Source organism: Peribacillus sp. NPDC101481 (assembly GCF_044767165.1).
Classification (GTDB): Bacteria; Bacillota; Bacilli; order Bacillales; family DSM-1321; genus Peribacillus.
In genome coordinates this window covers 699,988-716,689 of sequence record NZ_JBIWNJ010000001.1, presented here as the reverse complement: position 1 = coordinate 716,689, position 16,702 = coordinate 699,988, and the positions used below count along the sequence as shown (strand labels likewise).

The 16,702-nt window shown below is 39.6% G+C and carries 15 protein-coding genes; 13 read left to right on the top strand and 2 right to left on the bottom strand.

Annotated features, from left to right (window positions below; all coding sequences use genetic code 11):
- Positions 1 to 383 precede the first annotated feature (383 nt).
- Genes ACIROD_RS03365 through ACIROD_RS03355 form a run of 3 tightly spaced genes read left to right on the top strand, consistent with a single transcriptional unit; the run spans position 384 to position 2,252 of the window.
- Positions 384 to 1,661 (top strand): Glu/Leu/Phe/Val family dehydrogenase, encoded by a 1,278-nt coding sequence (locus ACIROD_RS03365; protein WP_402937935.1) that lies wholly within the window; start codon positions 384 to 386, stop codon positions 1,659 to 1,661.
- A gap of 34 nt (positions 1,662 to 1,695) precedes the next feature.
- A complete protein-coding gene (locus tag ACIROD_RS03360; protein WP_101222319.1) occupies positions 1,696 to 1,986 on the top strand; it encodes an SAV0927 family protein in 291 nt (96 codons plus the stop codon).
- A 17-nt stretch (positions 1,987 to 2,003) separates the two neighbouring features.
- Positions 2,004 to 2,252: a biotin/lipoyl attachment domain-containing protein gene (locus tag ACIROD_RS03355; protein ID WP_101222318.1), complete on the top strand. Its 249-nt coding sequence runs from the start codon at positions 2,004 to 2,006 to the stop codon at positions 2,250 to 2,252.
- A 76-nt stretch (positions 2,253 to 2,328) separates the two neighbouring features.
- On the opposite strand, the gene ACIROD_RS03350 is transcribed toward ACIROD_RS03355, so the two are convergent.
- Entirely contained in the window at positions 2,329 to 3,069 is a 741-nt protein-coding gene (locus ACIROD_RS03350) for an IclR family transcriptional regulator (RefSeq protein WP_402937931.1), read from the bottom strand.
- 176 nt (positions 3,070 to 3,245) lie between these two features.
- Between ACIROD_RS03350 and ACIROD_RS03345 the strand changes: the two genes are divergently transcribed.
- The 9 genes from ACIROD_RS03345 to ACIROD_RS03305 all read left to right on the top strand — a co-directional run bounded on the left by ACIROD_RS03345 (position 3,246) and on the right by ACIROD_RS03305 (position 14,029).
- Positions 3,246 to 4,124 (top strand): dimethylarginine dimethylaminohydrolase family protein, encoded by an 879-nt coding sequence (locus ACIROD_RS03345; protein WP_230177085.1) that lies wholly within the window; start codon positions 3,246 to 3,248, stop codon positions 4,122 to 4,124.
- Positions 4,121 to 5,737 (top strand): M20/M25/M40 family metallo-hydrolase, encoded by a 1,617-nt coding sequence (locus ACIROD_RS03340; RefSeq protein ID WP_402937928.1) that lies wholly within the window; start codon positions 4,121 to 4,123, stop codon positions 5,735 to 5,737. Before ACIROD_RS03345 ends, ACIROD_RS03340 begins: the two co-directional genes overlap by 4 nt.
- Positions 5,738 to 5,903: 166 nt before the next feature.
- Complete coding sequence (locus ACIROD_RS03335; protein ID WP_402940081.1) at positions 5,904 to 7,247, top strand: YfcC family protein; 1,344 nt, start codon at positions 5,904 to 5,906, stop codon at positions 7,245 to 7,247.
- A 45-nt stretch (positions 7,248 to 7,292) separates the two neighbouring features.
- On the top strand, positions 7,293 to 8,471 hold the full coding sequence (locus ACIROD_RS03330; RefSeq protein ID WP_402937925.1) for an amidohydrolase: 1,179 nt from the start codon (positions 7,293 to 7,295) through the stop codon (positions 8,469 to 8,471).
- A gap of 186 nt (positions 8,472 to 8,657) precedes the next feature.
- Positions 8,658 to 9,419, top strand: coding sequence for a dimethylarginine dimethylaminohydrolase family protein (locus ACIROD_RS03325; RefSeq protein WP_230176892.1), 762 nt, complete (start codon positions 8,658 to 8,660; stop codon positions 9,417 to 9,419).
- A 51-nt stretch (positions 9,420 to 9,470) separates the two neighbouring features.
- Positions 9,471 to 10,886: an amino acid permease gene (locus ACIROD_RS03320; RefSeq protein WP_402937921.1), complete on the top strand. Its 1,416-nt coding sequence runs from the start codon at positions 9,471 to 9,473 to the stop codon at positions 10,884 to 10,886.
- Between the two features lie 254 nt (positions 10,887 to 11,140).
- The gene (locus ACIROD_RS03315; protein WP_230176890.1) at positions 11,141 to 11,479 is read left to right on the top strand and encodes a VOC family protein; all 339 of its coding nucleotides are present in this window, start codon (positions 11,141 to 11,143) and stop codon (positions 11,477 to 11,479) included.
- A gap of 637 nt (positions 11,480 to 12,116) precedes the next feature.
- The gene (locus tag ACIROD_RS03310) at positions 12,117 to 13,256 is read left to right on the top strand and encodes a YibE/F family protein (RefSeq protein WP_402937918.1); all 1,140 of its coding nucleotides are present in this window, start codon (positions 12,117 to 12,119) and stop codon (positions 13,254 to 13,256) included.
- Positions 13,253 to 14,029 carry a YibE/F family protein gene (locus tag ACIROD_RS03305; protein WP_402937915.1) on the top strand — a complete coding sequence of 259 codons (777 nt, stop codon included), beginning with the start codon at positions 13,253 to 13,255 and terminating at the stop codon, positions 14,027 to 14,029. The genes ACIROD_RS03310 and ACIROD_RS03305 overlap by 4 nt, the downstream gene beginning before the upstream one ends.
- 367 nt (positions 14,030 to 14,396) lie before the next feature.
- Here ACIROD_RS03305 and ACIROD_RS03300 read toward each other — a convergent pair whose 3' ends face one another.
- The gene (locus tag ACIROD_RS03300; protein ID WP_402937912.1) at positions 14,397 to 16,232 is read right to left on the bottom strand and encodes a sigma 54-interacting transcriptional regulator; all 1,836 of its coding nucleotides are present in this window, start codon (positions 16,230 to 16,232) and stop codon (positions 14,397 to 14,399) included.
- Between the two features lie 168 nt (positions 16,233 to 16,400).
- Here ACIROD_RS03300 and ACIROD_RS03295 point away from each other — a divergent pair, with 168 nt between their 5' ends.
- Complete coding sequence (locus tag ACIROD_RS03295; protein WP_063593935.1) at positions 16,401 to 16,631, top strand: hypothetical protein; 231 nt, start codon at positions 16,401 to 16,403, stop codon at positions 16,629 to 16,631.
- Positions 16,632 to 16,702: the final 71 nt, after the last annotated feature.

Sequence of the window (16,702 nt, the reverse complement as noted above, 5' to 3'; positions counted from 1 at the left end):
TAAGAATGTGGTAAAAATCGCTTCGATATCCAGTTTGTAAAAAAAGGAGTTCTAACTAAATTTTAATACAAATTTGATAGGAGCGAGTGCCTGGAGGCAACTTTCAAATTGTACAACCCCTTAAATGACTGTAGACAAACTCGATGAAAATCGAGTTTGTCTACAATCTGACGCAACCTAAAAAGGATGCTTTTTTTATGTATTTAATCATTACTGTTTATATATGCAAATCTGAATTGCTTATGAATTAATACATATTTCCTGATGATTGCATGATGATGCTGATGATTGGGAAATGGCGGTATATTGCTATCCACATAATATCCTCAAAGCTGGCATGAAAGTTGCTTAATAAGTTATAAGAATATAAGTGAGGTGCTAAGATGACAGAGAAAATTAAGGTAATTGAAAAACGTCAATTGGATAATCCACTGCAAGAATTCCAGGATATCTTAAAAGAAGCGATTCATGTTTTGAACTATCCAGATCAGGTTTTTGATTTTCTAAAAGCGCCAATGCGTTTTCTGGAAGTCTGTATTCCTATTCAAATGGATAATGGGGAGACAAGGATGTTTCAAGGATATCGGGCTCAACATAATGATGCAGCCGGTCCAACTAAAGGGGGGATTCGGTTTCACCCGGATGTCACTCCCGAAGAAGTTAAAGCATTGGCCGGGTGGATGAGCTTGAAATGCGGAATAACAGATCTTCCATATGGAGGTGCGAAAGGCGGAATTGTGTGTGATCCCAGACAGATGAGTTCATCTGAGCTTGAAAGATTAAGCAGAGGGTATGTCAGGGCAGTAAGTCAAATAGTGGGACCTACAAAAGATATCCCGGCACCTGATATGTATACGAATTCACAAATCATGGCCTGGATGCTGGATGAATACGATCACATCAGGGAATTTGATTCACCCGGCTTCATTACAGGAAAGCCTCTGAGGTTAGGGGGATCGAAGGGCAGGGAAAAGGCCACTTCCAAAGGAGTATTATACACACTTCAAATGATATGTGATTTAAAGGGGATTCCTATTGAAGGCATGCGGGTAATCATTCAGGGATTCGGTAATGTTGGCAGTCATTTGGCCATGTATTTACATGAAATGGGGGCTAAGGTTGTCGGAATAGCGGATGAGCTTGGAGCTTTATATGATCCGAATGGCCTGGACATTCCTTACCTTTTGGAGAACAGGGACTCGTTTGGGGTCGTTTCGAACTTATACAAAGATTCGTTATCCAATCAAGAATTATTGGAAAAAGAGTGTGATGTGCTGATTCCTGCAGCCATCAGCGGAGTGGTGAATAAAGATAATGCAATACGATTAAAATGTGAAATCCTGATTGAAGCAGCAAATGGTCCGACCACAAAGGAAGCAATCAAGATTCTTGATGATAAAGGTATAGTGCTAGTTCCGGATATTTTGGCGAATTCAGGAGGGGTGATAGTCTCGTATTTTGAATGGTGCCAGAACAACCAAGGCTATTACTGGACGGAAGAGCTTGTGGATGAACGATTGAAGGAAAAGATAACGGCCAGCTTTTTAAATGTCTACCATACTTCACAAAAATATTCCGTGAACATGAAAGTTGCGGCTTATATTGAAGGGATCCGCAAAATAGCTGAAGCATCCCAGCTTCGGGGTTGGATCAGGTTCTGAACGAATTAGGGCTTACAAGAAAGGAGGCAATCCGTTGAATTTTGATATTCTTTCCGAAAATAAAGAAAACCAGGCTATTCATCATTATTGCTTATTGTCACAAGATTATAGATATGATGTGACCATTGTATATTCGGGCCAGTTTTTCGGTAAAGCAATGGTGACTTCCATGCAAAGCGGAAGAATGATCCTGCTTTGTGCCAATGATATTAATTTAGATCAGTACTGGGCTCCGACCCTGGGCATTGAACAAGAAGATATACCTGAGTTCCAAAACTTTCTCAGGTTAGTGTTACAAACCCCATTTCATTTTGAAGAATACTGAAGGAAGGAATGATTTAAATGTACGTTGATGTGATTCTAAGCCCTTGTGAAGGCAGGATTGAAAAAATTTCAATATCCAAAAATTCCAGGTTTTATGAATGGGAACAATTATTTCAGATTAAGAAGGCAGATGGCTGTGTGGAAATCATTGATATTGGTGTCAGCGGAAAGATAGAATCATTAGAGGTATTGGAGGGAGAACCTGTTGTGGCCGGCGAGGTCCTTGCCTATTTCAGGGAAGATTTATTCGTGACCGGCAGCGATTAATATAAAAACGAAAAGAAGATGAAATGATTCATCTTCTTTTTTTGGCTTATCCGATAATCCACCACTGCCCGCTTATTCATTGTCCCCTATACCCCAATTTTGCAGAAACCCGATTGCCAGTTTCCATCACATTCTTAATGAGGAAATCAAGTCTTTCTTCTGTCAGGTTAAAGCTGACAAAACCTATGCTCACCGCACCATGAACTTCCCCAAAATGGTTCAATATCGGCACGGCAACAGAACATGTTCCCTCTGTTCTTTCACTGTGACTGATTCCATGTCCCTTCATTTTAGTCTCTTGCAATATATCCCAAAAAGCTGCTCTTTCTTGAGTTGGCAGAAGAGCATCTACAATTTTTTCCGCTTGTTTATATGGCATATAGGCGAGCATCGCTTTATTGGCTGCCCCAATATGCATAGGAACTCGTGAGCCAAGCTGGTCATAAACCCGGATTTGGCTTTTTTCACTGTCGATTCGTTCGATAACAAGTGATTCCATTCCGATTGGCTGGCTAAGATAGACGCTTTCCTCCACATTGTTCATCAGTCTTTCCAGTTCAGGCCTTATTTGGCTGATGTAATCCATTTTGTCATACATACGTAAACCGTATTCGAGCCAAATATTCCCCAAACCATATTGTTTGGTTTGCCCGTCCTGTTGGATTAACCCATGCGAGGACATCGCTTTTAACAAACGATGCATGGAGCTGACAGGAAGATCACACTCTTGAGAAAGTTCCGTAATTGACAGCCAGTTTTCCGATGAATTGGAAACGAGCACCTTTATAACGTTCATGGCACGGTCGATCGATTGCATAAACAAACCACCTATCTTTCATTGCAAGTTGTATAAAACGTTGATTTATTTGAATATTTAAAACATATTGACATTATACCAAAACTAATTTTATAATAAAAGAAAATATTCCTATTAGCGGAAACGTTTTCCGGTATGTGGAAAAGGAGGGAGAGGCAGTGACTTATTGTTCGTCCATGTACAAACCATTGGAACGTGTCATTGTAAAACATCCGAAAGAAGCTTTTATTAGTCAAGAGCATTTAAGCCAAGCATGGCGGAACTTCAACTTTGCGGAAGAGCCAGATTTTAACGAAGCTCTAACCGAGTATGGTGACTTTATTTCCATTTTGGAGAAATATGTTCCAAACATCGATTATTTGCCAGCATCTTCGGTAGTCGGGATTGACTCCTTATATGCGCATGACCCGATCAAATTCACAAGCCAAGGGGCCATTATTTTAAAGTCAGGGAAAGAATTGAGGCAGCCTGAAGCTAATGTATACAAGGAATTTTGCAAGGAAAAGAACATCCCGATTATTGGGTATTTAACGGGTGATGCTGTCGCGGATGGCGGTGATATCATTTGGCTTGATGATAAAACCCTGGTTGTCGGACATGGTTATCGTACAAACGCAGAAGCCATTCGGCAATTAAAGGAAATGACCGCACATCTTGTGGATGATTTCATCGTAGTTCAGCTGCCGCATGATCAAGGAGAGGGAGAGTGTCTCCATCTAATGTCTTTCATCAGCCTTGTCGACCATGATTTAGCCGTAGTTCATTCCCGCCTTATGCCTGTCTTTTTCAGAAAACTGCTTATTGAACGAGGCATTCAGCTTATCGAAGTGCCGGTTGATGAGTACTTGAACTTGGGCTGTAATGTGCTTGCCATCGCTCCGCGGGTTTGCGTTATATCTTCTGGTAACGCTTACACAAAGCAACAGCTTCTTGATGCCGGAGCAACGGTTTATGAATACAAAGGAACTGAAATCAGTTACAAAGGCACTGGCGGTCCAACTTGTTTAACCTGCCCGGTGGTTCGTACAAATATTGATGAAGGGGGATTGAAATGAGTCAACTACTATGGGGTACTCCAGAAACGCTTCGTGCTTTGTTGTGTGAACTTGTTAGCTGGGAAAGCCGTACTCTTACACCAGGGGAGCTAGTGTTCCCTTATAAGGTTCAAGAGAAATTGAGGGAGCTTGAATATTTTAAAAGGAATCCGGCGTACTTATCGCTTCACGAGGCTGATTTAGGGAGGAACTTTGTCAATGCCTTTTATAAACATCCCGATAGCAAGGAGACCGTTGTATTAATCAGCCATTTTGATACGGTTCATACTGAAGAATACGGTGATCTTGAGACTCTTGCATTTCAGCCGGAGGAGCTCACAAAAAAACTTCATGACCGAAAAGAAGATCTGCCGGAAGAAGCGCGCATTGATCTTGAATCAGGAAAGTACTTGTTTGGTAGAGGAACAATGGATATGAAAATGGGGCTTGCCCTTCATATGGCTATCATCGAAAAGGCAAGCGTTGAAAAATGGCCGATCAATCTCCTGCTGTTAACCGTTCCTGATGAGGAAGTGAATTCTGCGGGAATGAGGGCTGCAGTTAAAGAACTTGTGTCTTTACGTGATAAATATGACCTTTCCTATAAAATGTTTTTTAATAGTGAACCTTCCTTTTCACAGAAGCCGGGCGATAATAGACATTATATTTATTCCGGAACTTTGGGGAAAATCATGCCCGCTGCCCTTTTTTATGGGAAAGAAACTCATGTGGGTGAGCCATTAAAGGGCATAACGGCTAACTATATAGCCTCATTCCTTACGCAGCTCATGGAGTGGAACACTCTTTTTCAGGAAAGTGATCTTGGCGAGGAAACACCTTTACCAGTATCGCTTCAGCAAAAAGATCTGAAACTACAATATTCAACACAGACACCCTATCGTGCAGCAGCGCTATATAATGTGTTCATTATGAAAAGGACAGCTGCAGAAATAATGGATTTATTCGAGCAGGTTGCAAACGAAGCAGCGATAAAATGCAATGAATCTTATAAAGCTCTTTGTCTGCGAGAACATATTGAAGGTGTAGGTGAAGTACAAGTATTGCGCTACGAAAAGTTACTTTCATATGCCGAGGACAAATTTGGCGGCAGTTTTGTTGAGCAAATAAAAAGTGAAGTTAAAGGAAACATGGATTTGGATGAGCGGGAAAAATCATTTAGGATCGCAGAAAAATTGATGATACAATGTCAGGAGCTTTCACCCGCCATCGTATTGCTGTTCGCACCGCCATATTATCCAGCCGTCAATACGTCCGATGATCCGCTTATCATGGAATCTGTGAAATTAATGAAGGAAACTGCTAGATTGCTTGATGAAGAAGTCAGCCAAATTCATTATTTTAATGGCATTTGCGATTTAAGCTATGTTCAATATACTGATGAGTCTGATGGCTGGACGGCTTTTGAAAAAAATACACCGGTCTGGGGCGATACTTACAGCATTCCTTTTGCTGATATGCAAAGGCTTCAGGCACCCGTACTTAATGTGGGGCCATTCGGCAAGGATGCCCACCAGCGTACTGAGCGCCTTCACATCGATAGTGCCTTCGTCCATACGCCCGTTATGCTGGAGAAGTTAATAAAGAGTATGTTTAAGTGTTTGGTTGAGAAGTGATGGTCCGACAGGAAAACTGGATTAGTAGTATAAAACTTTAACTGGGGGTATTTATATGAATGACCTGCCTAATGGTCAAATCACTTCCGAGCCGCTTAATCAGAATAATAAGCCACTTAACCAACTAACGGAGTTACCGGAAAAAGGGATTAATCCCTTTGTCTTAATGTTTATCGTAATTGTAATCGTGACGGTTTTAACCTATATCTTGCCTGCAGGCCAATATGAAAGAATTGAAAAGGATGGCAGAAGTGTAGTCGATCCAACTTCATTTGAATTCATTGAATCAACACCAGTGGGATTATTGGAAATGTTCAGCAGCATTCACGCAGGGATGATTGAAGGAGCATCAATTATCTTATTCGTCTTTTTGTTTGGCGGAGCATTGGGAATCATGCAGGCAACTGGAGCACTGGATTCTTTCATTAAGTTTGTGGCTGTCCGATTCGGAACAAAAGTGAAATTGCTCATTCCGTTGATGGTATTGATCTTCGCTTCATTAGGGACACTGATCGGATCTGCTGAAGATGCATTAGTTTATATCGCAATCATTGTTCCGATGACGATTGCATTAGGCTTTGATGCACTTACGGGTTTTGCGATCGTCATGCTTGGGACATTGGCGACTGGATTCATTTCGGGCATCACGAACCCTTTTAATGTAGGAGTTGCCCAAAGCATTGCAGAACTGCCCATGTATTCGGGAATGGGATTGCGAATCGCTCTTCTTGCAGTGTTTTATATCGTTACAGTATTGTACATCTATTTCCATGCAATGAAGGTTAAAAGAAACCCTGAACTGGGGGAGTATGGGAAATTCAGGCGTGAAGATCATGCACATTTTGATAAAAACTTTAGGATAAGTAAAAGACATAGCGCCGCTTTAATTATTTTATTGGTGAATTTCATCCTATTAATATACGGAGTTATTAAATTAGGATGGTATATAAGTGAAATTGGCGGCTTGTTTTTATTAAGCGGGATCATTATGGGCATAATTGGAGGCTTAACTCCATCCAAGATGGCTAATGGTTTTATTTCAGGAGCAGGCGATATGGTTTCTGGGGCATTGATAATAGGAGTTGCGCAGACAATCCTGGTCATCATTACAAGTGGCGGATTGTTGGATACCATTTTATATTATGCTGCTGGATTGGTTGAACAACTTCCTCCCGCGATAAATGCAATCGGAATGTTCATTGTCCAATTATTTCTTAACTTCATAGTTCCATCCGGAAGTGGGCAAGCTGCATTGACGATGCCGATCATGGCTCCATTAGCGGATTTAATGGGTGTGACAAGACAAACGGCAGTATTAGCTTTCCAATTAGGGGATGGGATTTCGAATATGATATTTCCGACTTCTGGAGTGCTATTGGCTGGATTGGCAGTGGCAGGCATATCATTTACGAAATGGGTAAAATGGGTGTTTCCATATCTTCTGATTCAGTTTGCGATAGCGATTATCTTTTTGATCATTGCTCAAAGCATACAGTATGGCCCTTTTTAAGGGTCTGAAAAATCTGAATATTGGCACTAAAAGGAGGCGTTTATGATGAAGACAATACAGGAGACGGTTGTGGATGAAGTGATTTCATGGAGACGACATTTTCACGAAAATCCGGAGCTCTCATATCAGGAGCACCAGACTTCTGAATTTATCTACAGGAAATTAAAAACCTTTTCAGGATTGGAAGTGACGAGACCAACCGAAACGAGCGTTTTAGCGGTTCTTAAAGGAACTAAAAAATCTTCCCGAAAATCGAATACCATATCTTTTCGTGCAGATATTGATGCTCTCCCGATTGAAGAGGAAGCAGAAATTGAATTCAAATCAAAAAATCCTGGGGTTATGCATGCATGCGGACATGATGCACATGCTGCGATGTTATTAGGTGCTGCTAAAGTCCTCTCCGGAAAAAAAGAATCGATTGATGGAGAAATCAGGTTTATTTTCCAACACGCAGAAGAGGTACTGCCTGGTGGAGCTCAGGAGTTGGTGAAAAAAGGGGTAATGGAAGGAGTGGATTATGCCTTTGCACTGCATGTTACTCCTTATGAACGAACAGGAACGATATGTTTAAGGGAAGGGGTATTCTGTGCTGCAGCCGATGATTTTGAAATTAAAATCATTGGTCAGGGCGGTCATGCGTCGACTCCGGAATTAACGGTAGATCCGCTGATCATTGGTGCAGAAATTACGACGAATATTCAACATATCGTATCCAGAAAAATTTCAGCACTTAGGACACCAGTCATTTCAGTCACTCAGTTCCATTCCGGAAGTGCGCTCAATGTCATACCTGAATATGCGGAAATCGGTGGTACCATTCGTTCCTTGGACTCGGATAGCCGAGTGAAAGCAAGGGAGCATCTTGAGCAAATCGTTAAGGGGATTTCGGAAGCGCATGGGGCAAAATGTGAAATTACTTGGTATTTAGGGTATCCAGCTGTGGTAAATGATAAAGCTGCTGTTGATATTTCAAGAACGGTCATGGAAGGTATTTTTGAAGAGAATAACATCATCAAGGTTGATGATCCCATGTTTGGAACAGAAGATTTTTCGGCTTTTTCCGAAATCGTTCCATCTTCCATGCAGTTTCTAGGCGTCCATAATAATGAGTTTGGAAAAGCTTATCCTTTACACCATCCTAAATTTAAAATCGATGAGAAGGCTTTAGGGTACGGTGTAAGCTATTTTGTAGGAATAGCGGATAAATTGTGCAGTCATTAAAATAATTGAGAAAGCATGGGCTAAGAAGAGGCACCCGTTATAGTTTAAGAGAGGAATTTGGTTGTCTCTTCTCTCTATCATGCCTATATTTTTATAATTCCGCTTCAGGAATAAAAGAAACTCCATTTAAAGTACGGCAGGAGCAAAAAGGTATTAAGATAAACTACCTATTTAGGAGGAAAATATATGTTTAATCACGCGATTGTAAGAAAGATTGGAAAAAGTTTTGTAAATGGCTTAACAACATCGGATTTAGGAAACCCGGATTATGAAAAAGCGCTTATACAACACGAGGCTTATGTAGAAGCATTAAAACGCTGCGGTGTGAAAGTGACCGTTCTCGAATCGGATGAAAGATACCCTGATTCTACGTTTGTAGAAGATACCGCAGTGTTGACCCCAAAATGTGCACTTGTAACCAATCCTGGTGCAGATAGCCGTAATGGTGAAATTATTGAAATGAAAGAAGTTTTGAAGGACTTTTATGAAACAATCGAATATATTCAATCACCAGGTATGCTAGATGGCGGAGATGTAATGCAAGTTGAAAATCACTTCTATGTCGGCCTTTCAACCAGAACGAATGAAGCAGGTGCTCTGCAGTTCAAAGATATCATGGGTAAGTATGGTTATGATACGACCATCATTCCCCTTAAGGAATTCTTTCATTTAAAAACGGGTGTCAATTACCTGGGAGACAATAATTTATTAGTGGCCGGGGAATTCATTAATCACGAGGCTTTTTCTAGCTTTAATCAAATCATCGTAAAAGAGGAAGAAGAATATTCGGGTAACTGCGTCAGAATGAACGACTGCGTTATTGTCCCGAAAGGGTTTGATGGTACAAAGAAAAAAATTGAAGATTTGGGATACACAGTGATTGAAGTGGAAATGACTGAATTTCAAAAACAAGATGGCGGCCTTAGTTGTCTCTCATTGAGGTTCTAAGATGGTTTGGGAGAAGGCATAGGCTAATAGATAAGATAAGGACGTGATTTTATGGGGTATGGACTGGAGAATAATGATCAGCTGCAACGCTCAATGAAAAGACGCCATTTATTTATGCTTTCACTTGGCGGCGTAATTGGTACAGGCCTTTTTTTAAATGCTGGCTATACAATTAACCAAGCTGGGGCAGGAGGAGCCCTGATCGGTTATCTAGCCGGCGGTCTTATTTTGTATATGGTCATGGTCTGCCTTGGCGAGCTAGCCGTTCATATGCCGGTTACAGGTTCATTCCAAAAATATGCTGCCGAATATATTGGGCCTTCCGCTGGTTTCTCTCTAGGATGGATGTATTTCGTAGGCTCAGCAGCAACTGCAGGAGTTGAGTTTACGGCAGCAGGAATATTGATGAAACAATGGTTCCCCCATAGTCCTACCTGGATTTGGTGTGCTGTGTTCATAGTGCTTTTATTTACATTGAATGCATTAACGACAAGAGGTTTTGCAGAGGCGGAATATTGGTTCGCTGGAATAAAAATCGTTGCAGTGATTTTGTTTATCTTGATTGGAATCGCTGGCATCTTTGGTTTTGTCTCTTTATCTGATCGTCCAACCCCATTCTTTGAGAATTTGGCACCTTCTGGTCTTTTTCCAGCAGGAGGCATTACAATTATCTTTGTAACAATGATGAATGTGATATTTTCTTATCAAGGCTCAGAACTAATAGGAATAGCGGCAGGGGAAAGTGAAAAACCTGAAGAGAACATCCCTAAAGCCATTCGAAACGTACTAGTTAGAATCATTGTTTTTTACATTTCGTCCATTATCATCCTTTCCGCCATATTCCCTTCTTCGGAATTAGGCTTATTGGAAAGCCCTTTTGTAACTTTAATGAAGATAGCGGGGATACCTTATGCAGCAAGTATCATGAATTTCATTATTTTGACAGCCATTCTTTCTGTGGGGAATTCATGTCTGTATGCTTCCACACGTTTGCTTTGGTCGATGGCCCATGATGGAATGGCACCTAAGATGTTTGGTCTATTGTCCAAAAGGAAAGTGCCATTGAATGCCCTTCTTTTTACGATATGCTTTTCGCTCCTATCGTTATTGACCAGCTTCATTGCGGCGGATACTGTGTTCGTGATACTAATGTCCATAGCTGGAATTTCCGTCACGATTTCTTGGATGGGGATTGCTTTATCGCAATATATGTTTAGAAGGAAGTTTATAAAAGCGGGTGGTAAAACGGCAGATTTACAATACATAGTACCATTTTACCCATTTGTCCCGTTATTCTGTTTAGGCTTTTGTTTACTGATTCTAGTATTCCTTGCCTTTGACCCTACTCAACGAGTTGGACTGTTTTATGGAATAGGATTTTTGGTAGCCTGTATATTATTCTATAAATTTAAATTGGCTAAGAAAGTAGAGTCAAACACTAACTTTGAAAATGGAAAAATATTGTAATTGAGTTGATCGAAGGCTAGCCAGTTTTTACTGGTTGGCCTTTTTAAATCTTGCGGTAGCGGTCAATGTGATGCTTATTTACAGAATCGGAAAGATGATACTGTCATTTTCACTAAAAAGAAGGAATACCTTACAAAATAGGGAGGGAGAAATAACAAGTCCGATTACAAAGTGACTAACAACATCACAACGAGCCAGTGGAAAATTAACTTTTTTACCGAGAGAAAACAATAATACCAAAATTGGGGGAAGTAATGAAGATCAATCATTTAAATTTAACTGTTAATGATGTTACAGCTTCACGTGATTTTTTAGAAACATATTTTGGACTAACATGTGCAGGAAGTCGAGGAGATGGGTTCGCTGCAATGAAAGATGATGATGGTTCCATATTGACTCTAATGAAAGGAAGCGATGTACAATACCCCAAGACATTTCATGTTGGATTCATACAAGAAAATGAAGAACAAGTTAACAGGATCAATAAGCGGTTGAAAGATGATGGATACAAGGTAAAACTCCCACAACACTTACACAGATATACTTTCTACGTAGAAGCGCCCGGAGGATTTAATGTTGAAGTACTATGTTAAATTGGAGTAAAAAACGCAGTTCTGTGAGGTACGGTGAACCGTATTACAAGTTAAGCATTTAACAACTGAAGTATTCAATGTTTTTCAGCATCAGGCTCATTATAAGAAGCCCAATTCCTCAATTTAAATGGTGAGAAATTGGGCTTTTTATATTGGTATTTTCCTTAACGATGTAAATCCGCATTTTCCTGACGCTACCCCTAAAAGTGACAATAAATTATTAAATATTTAGATATAGACCTCGCTAGAATATTTAATTTGATAATACACAAAGCGGTGGTTTGTAAATATGTAAGGAAAACAAAGGGTAGACAACAAAAGAGTTAAGACAAAACATCTCTGGTAAAATTCTATGTCCATTAATGCGTGAATGGGTTTTGAGTCAGCGGATTGTTACTGGTAAGGGTGTCTTCATGATCCGCAATGCGATCTCTGCTTGTGTTTCCTGAGATGTCACCTCAATCTCTTCTTAGCGTTTTATCTGGGGAGGCGTAAAGGAGGTAGATCGGACGTTGTTCGCATACTAAATCTATTCATGATAAGATAAATAAATCAAATACTAGTAAGGCGGGGTGGAGTCAGTCAATTCTGGCTCCTCCCTGCTTTTTTTGCCCACCCGATATTTGGAGGTTTTATTTTGAATGTTATCGTAAATAAATTTAAAAAAATGGGTTACAAGCATGTTTCTTTGTACGCCGTCATAGCACTTTGTTTTGTCGCTTCTGTTTTCTTTGTTCATCACAATTATTCATTCTATGAACTTCCAATAGCCAAAGTCATCAAAACAAATCTGGAAAATACAACTGAATTGAATGATATGTATCAAAATGAAGATCGACTATTTACCCAGAGTATAATAGCCGAAATACAAAATGGAGAAGAAAAAGGAAAACTTATTCATTTAAAGAATGAATATTCCTCATCCGGAGCTTATGATCAAGAATATCGAGTAGGAAATGATTTATTTGTTTCGATTGATACGAAGACAGAAGAAAATTCAAAGTTAACTGGAACCATAAAAGACGTAAAGCGTGATAAATTTGTGTTGATTGTAGCATGGGTTTTTATCTTTACATTACTTATTGTTGGAAAAAAGCAGGGCCTGTTTTCAATTATAAGTTTGGCAGTCAATGCCATATTGTTGTCATATGCATTAGATTTTTATTTGAATTCATCAGACATTGGTTTGGTATTGATATGCAGTATAAGTATCATTCTATTTACGGTCTTTTCCCTTTTACTCGTTAACGGTTTTAATGAAAAAACATATGCAGCTATTATTGCGACACTGTTAGGGACTTTTTTATCGCTGTTCATTACTTATCTTGTTATGTGGGTAACTTCCGAAAATGGCCTTCGATATGAAGAGATGCAATTTATCACTCGTCCTTATAAAATGGTGTTTATGGCAGGGTTATTTATCGGATCTTTAGGAGCCGTAATGGATATAGCCATTACGATGTCTTCTTCGATTTTTGGGTTGTATGAAAAGAATAACCACATATCAGTAAAAGCACTTAAAACTTCAGGATTAGAGATTGGAAAAGACATTATGGGAACCATGACAAATATTTTGTTTTTTGCCTATATAAGTGGCTCAATACCTATGATTATTTTGTATTTGAAAAATGCTTCTGCATTGGGATTTACCCTTTCCATGAACCTTACATTGGAATTAGCCCGTGCCCTAGCTGGTGGTATTGGAATCGTGTTAACTATTCCGATAGGTCTATATGTCTCTATTTTTTTCATTAATCGAAAGAGGGAAAGACAATGAATGTATTATTGTTGCTAGCGTTTGTACTATTAATATTGATGATCTTGATTGGCGGAAAAAAAGGGGCACGTTCATTTTTTGCTTTGTTCCTAAACTTTGGTGTGTTACTTTTTACCATCATTTTTATGACAAATCCAAATAATGATCCGTATATCGTAACATTGATTGCATGTACGGTGATTAGTTATATTAATTTATTTTTTATTAACGAAGTGAACAGTACAACAAAAACGGCATTCATTTCTACTATTATCACGATTGTTATAGTACTCTTTTTTATTGTCATTGTGACGGAAAATGCGATGATACAAGGTTTCGGTGAAGAAGAAATAGAAGAGCTTAGCATCTTTTCCCTTTATATTGGGGTGGATTTTGTTAAAATTGGAGCTTCAGTAATTATTATGAGTACTATTGGCGCGATTATCGATACAGCCATGGCCATTTCATCTCCCATGCGAGAAATGTTTCTTCACCATCCATCCATTAGTAAGAAAGATTTATTCGCATTTGGATTAAGTATTGGAAGGGATATCTTAGGTACATCTACGAATACACTATTTTTTGCTTTCTTTGGAGGCTATTTGGCACTGCTTATATGGTTTAAAGATTTATCCTATTCTGTTGGGGAAATCGTAAACTCAAAAATATTTAGTGCTGAAATGATCACTATATTTTGTGCTGGAACAGGTGTAGCCCTGATAATTCCTATTACTGCCTTGATTACTGCTTATTTTTTGGTGAAAAATAGAGAAAATAAAGAGAAAGTTATATAGGTTTCATGGCAATAAGGCTTATGAGCACTCATTTGTATAATAGGAATAAGTCATTGGGTTGTTCCATTAAAGCATTGAATAAGTATCCATATGCTCTGCCAAATCCTCTTAACAGTTTATATTTAGTGGAAGAACAACATATAAAATTGCCTATATAGGCGTGGTCAATTTGGGAAAACCAGTTAGACCGAAAAATGGGTGGCGTTACTGCCATTTTAATTCCTCCATAACGTTCATGATGTATATGGTAATAATGAAAAAGCTGACTGCAGAAGCCCGTTCTAGACGGCTCCTGTAATCAGCTTTTCTTTTTTTACCCTAGTATTCAGTTGGTCTAATAGACTCACCGCATGACTGCATTCCGAAATCAAACATGTATATTGAGTTGCTTACGGAGACGCTGCATTTCCGAATTGAAATAGGCTTTGCTGTAATCACATCCGACAATACCTACGATAGTGCCATCATCATCAATGATTGGCGCAAAGCTTGTTTTCCACTCACCGTACCTGTCTTCGTATATGGGAGTAACACCCGCTTTACCATTAAACGCCTGGTAAGCTACATTAACCATTTCCGGGGGACCCATATATTCTTCCCCCGGTTCAATTACAAAGCCCTTGTCGGCAACGAGGTGAATCAGACGTCCATCATCCGTCATGATAAATATAAAGACCCATTCAATTACGCCTTCCTTTTCTTGAATCATGGTAAGTTTTTGTTTTAATTTCTGGGAATAGGAATTTTGCCGGTTCATATTTTTTTGTAGACTGATTACCTCCTCAGCTGGAATGATAGCTGCGGTTACAACGGCTATGGATCGAAGCCGCTGGTTTATTTGTTCTTCTAAAATGGCCCGTTTATCCACTGGTGAAAAGCTTGCCTCTTCAATTTTATTACGTAATTTTTTATATTTCCTGCTCATCGTCGGCTGGCTGACTTCCAATACCTTTGCCGCTAGTTTTAATGATTTGTATTGTTCCATCGCCATATTGATCAGCTGTTCCTCCACAAGGTCGACTGCTTCCTGCAAAGGCATTAGAAAATCGATGACAGGTAGTGAAGTGGGTTTGTTGGGTCCTTTAAAAGGAAGCACCTCTCTAACCAACGCAACATCCACTTCCGGTATTCCGCTAGTAATCACAAGCCTTTCAACTGTATTTTCAAGCTCGCGCACGTTGCCGGGCCATTGATAGATACATAGCAAGTCGATTGCATCCGGTGTGAAAGCTACCTTTCGATTGTATAGTGTATTGTACTTTTGTAAAAAAAACTGAACCAGGTGAGGGATTTCATCTACACGATTCCTAAGCGGCGGAAGATGGATAGGCACGACATGAAGACGATAATATAAGTCTTCTCGGAATTCTCCTTTTTTTACCATTTTTTCGAGCGATTTATTAGTTGCGGCAATCACTTGAATGTCAACAGGGTGTGAGGCCGTGCTCCCAATTGGCGTGACAATGCGCTCCTGAAGGACGCGAAGCAGTTTTACCTGAACATTAAGCGGTAATTCGCCCACTTCATCCAAGAATAAGATACCTTTATGGGCAAGTGTGAATTTTCCCTTGGCGCCGTCTTTCCGAGCGCTGGTAAAAGCCCCTTCTACATATCCGAACAGTTCGCTTTCAATCAGGTTTTCCGGGATGGCGCCGCAATTGACAGGTATAAATGGCCCGTCACTTCTATTACCCATATTATGTATGGCCCTGGCTGCTATTTCCTTTCCTACACCGGATTCCCCCAATAATAGGACTGTTGCGCTGACATCACAAACCATTTGCATTTTATGCAGAACATCAAGCATCGGTTTACTGCGGATCACAAATGGAAAAGATGGCTTCTTCGATTCCAATAAAGGCCCCGATTGCCCCCTTGATGTATCTGGATAAGAATCTTTGAGTTCTTTGTAAGCCCATACCCAGGCCCCGGATTCAATCGGGTATACCGTCATCAGCAGCTCTGGACCCTGCCATGTAGACTGCATGAAGGATCTTTTTTCATTTTTGCCCATTATCTCTTCTGCAAAGTTTGTAGCAAATAAATCTTGTTCAACATCCTTGATGGAACCACCGATATTGGCGGATTTGATTGTATGGAATAAGGTATTCCCTGTTCCGGTCGATTTCAGTATTGTGCCATTTTTATCTGTCACAATAAGCTGATCGTAAATAGACAAGAGTGCAGAGGTGAAGTGATCCATTTATGTCTACCTGCCTTTCATTTAACTTCCTAGTTTTATATTACAGAAATTTCACAATTGTTCAATAGTTTCAAAAATGAATATTCTTCCTTTTGAAAACCCTGTTAGCATAGTGTTTTCTGATTGGCATGGTTATTGCAATAAAGTAAAGAGAAGGGACCAGAAAGCATGATTGCAAAGGAGGGAGAAGCGATTTTGAATAAAGAGAATCAGTTTCAACAGAATATCAATTCAGAAGATCCCTTTATTAAAAATCTATATTCAGATTTGAATGAGCGGATCAATGCGTATGAGCAGGAAGAAGCTGTGAAAATCGACAAAATGAAATGGAGTGATGCGGCAGGTTCTATTTTTTTCATGATTTTAATCATCGCTTACCTAATCTATTCACTTGTCTAATGTAGTTGTTTCGATCACCCAGAACTATATCAGCCTTATTCCAAGTAATACAATCACTATTCTATAGTTGG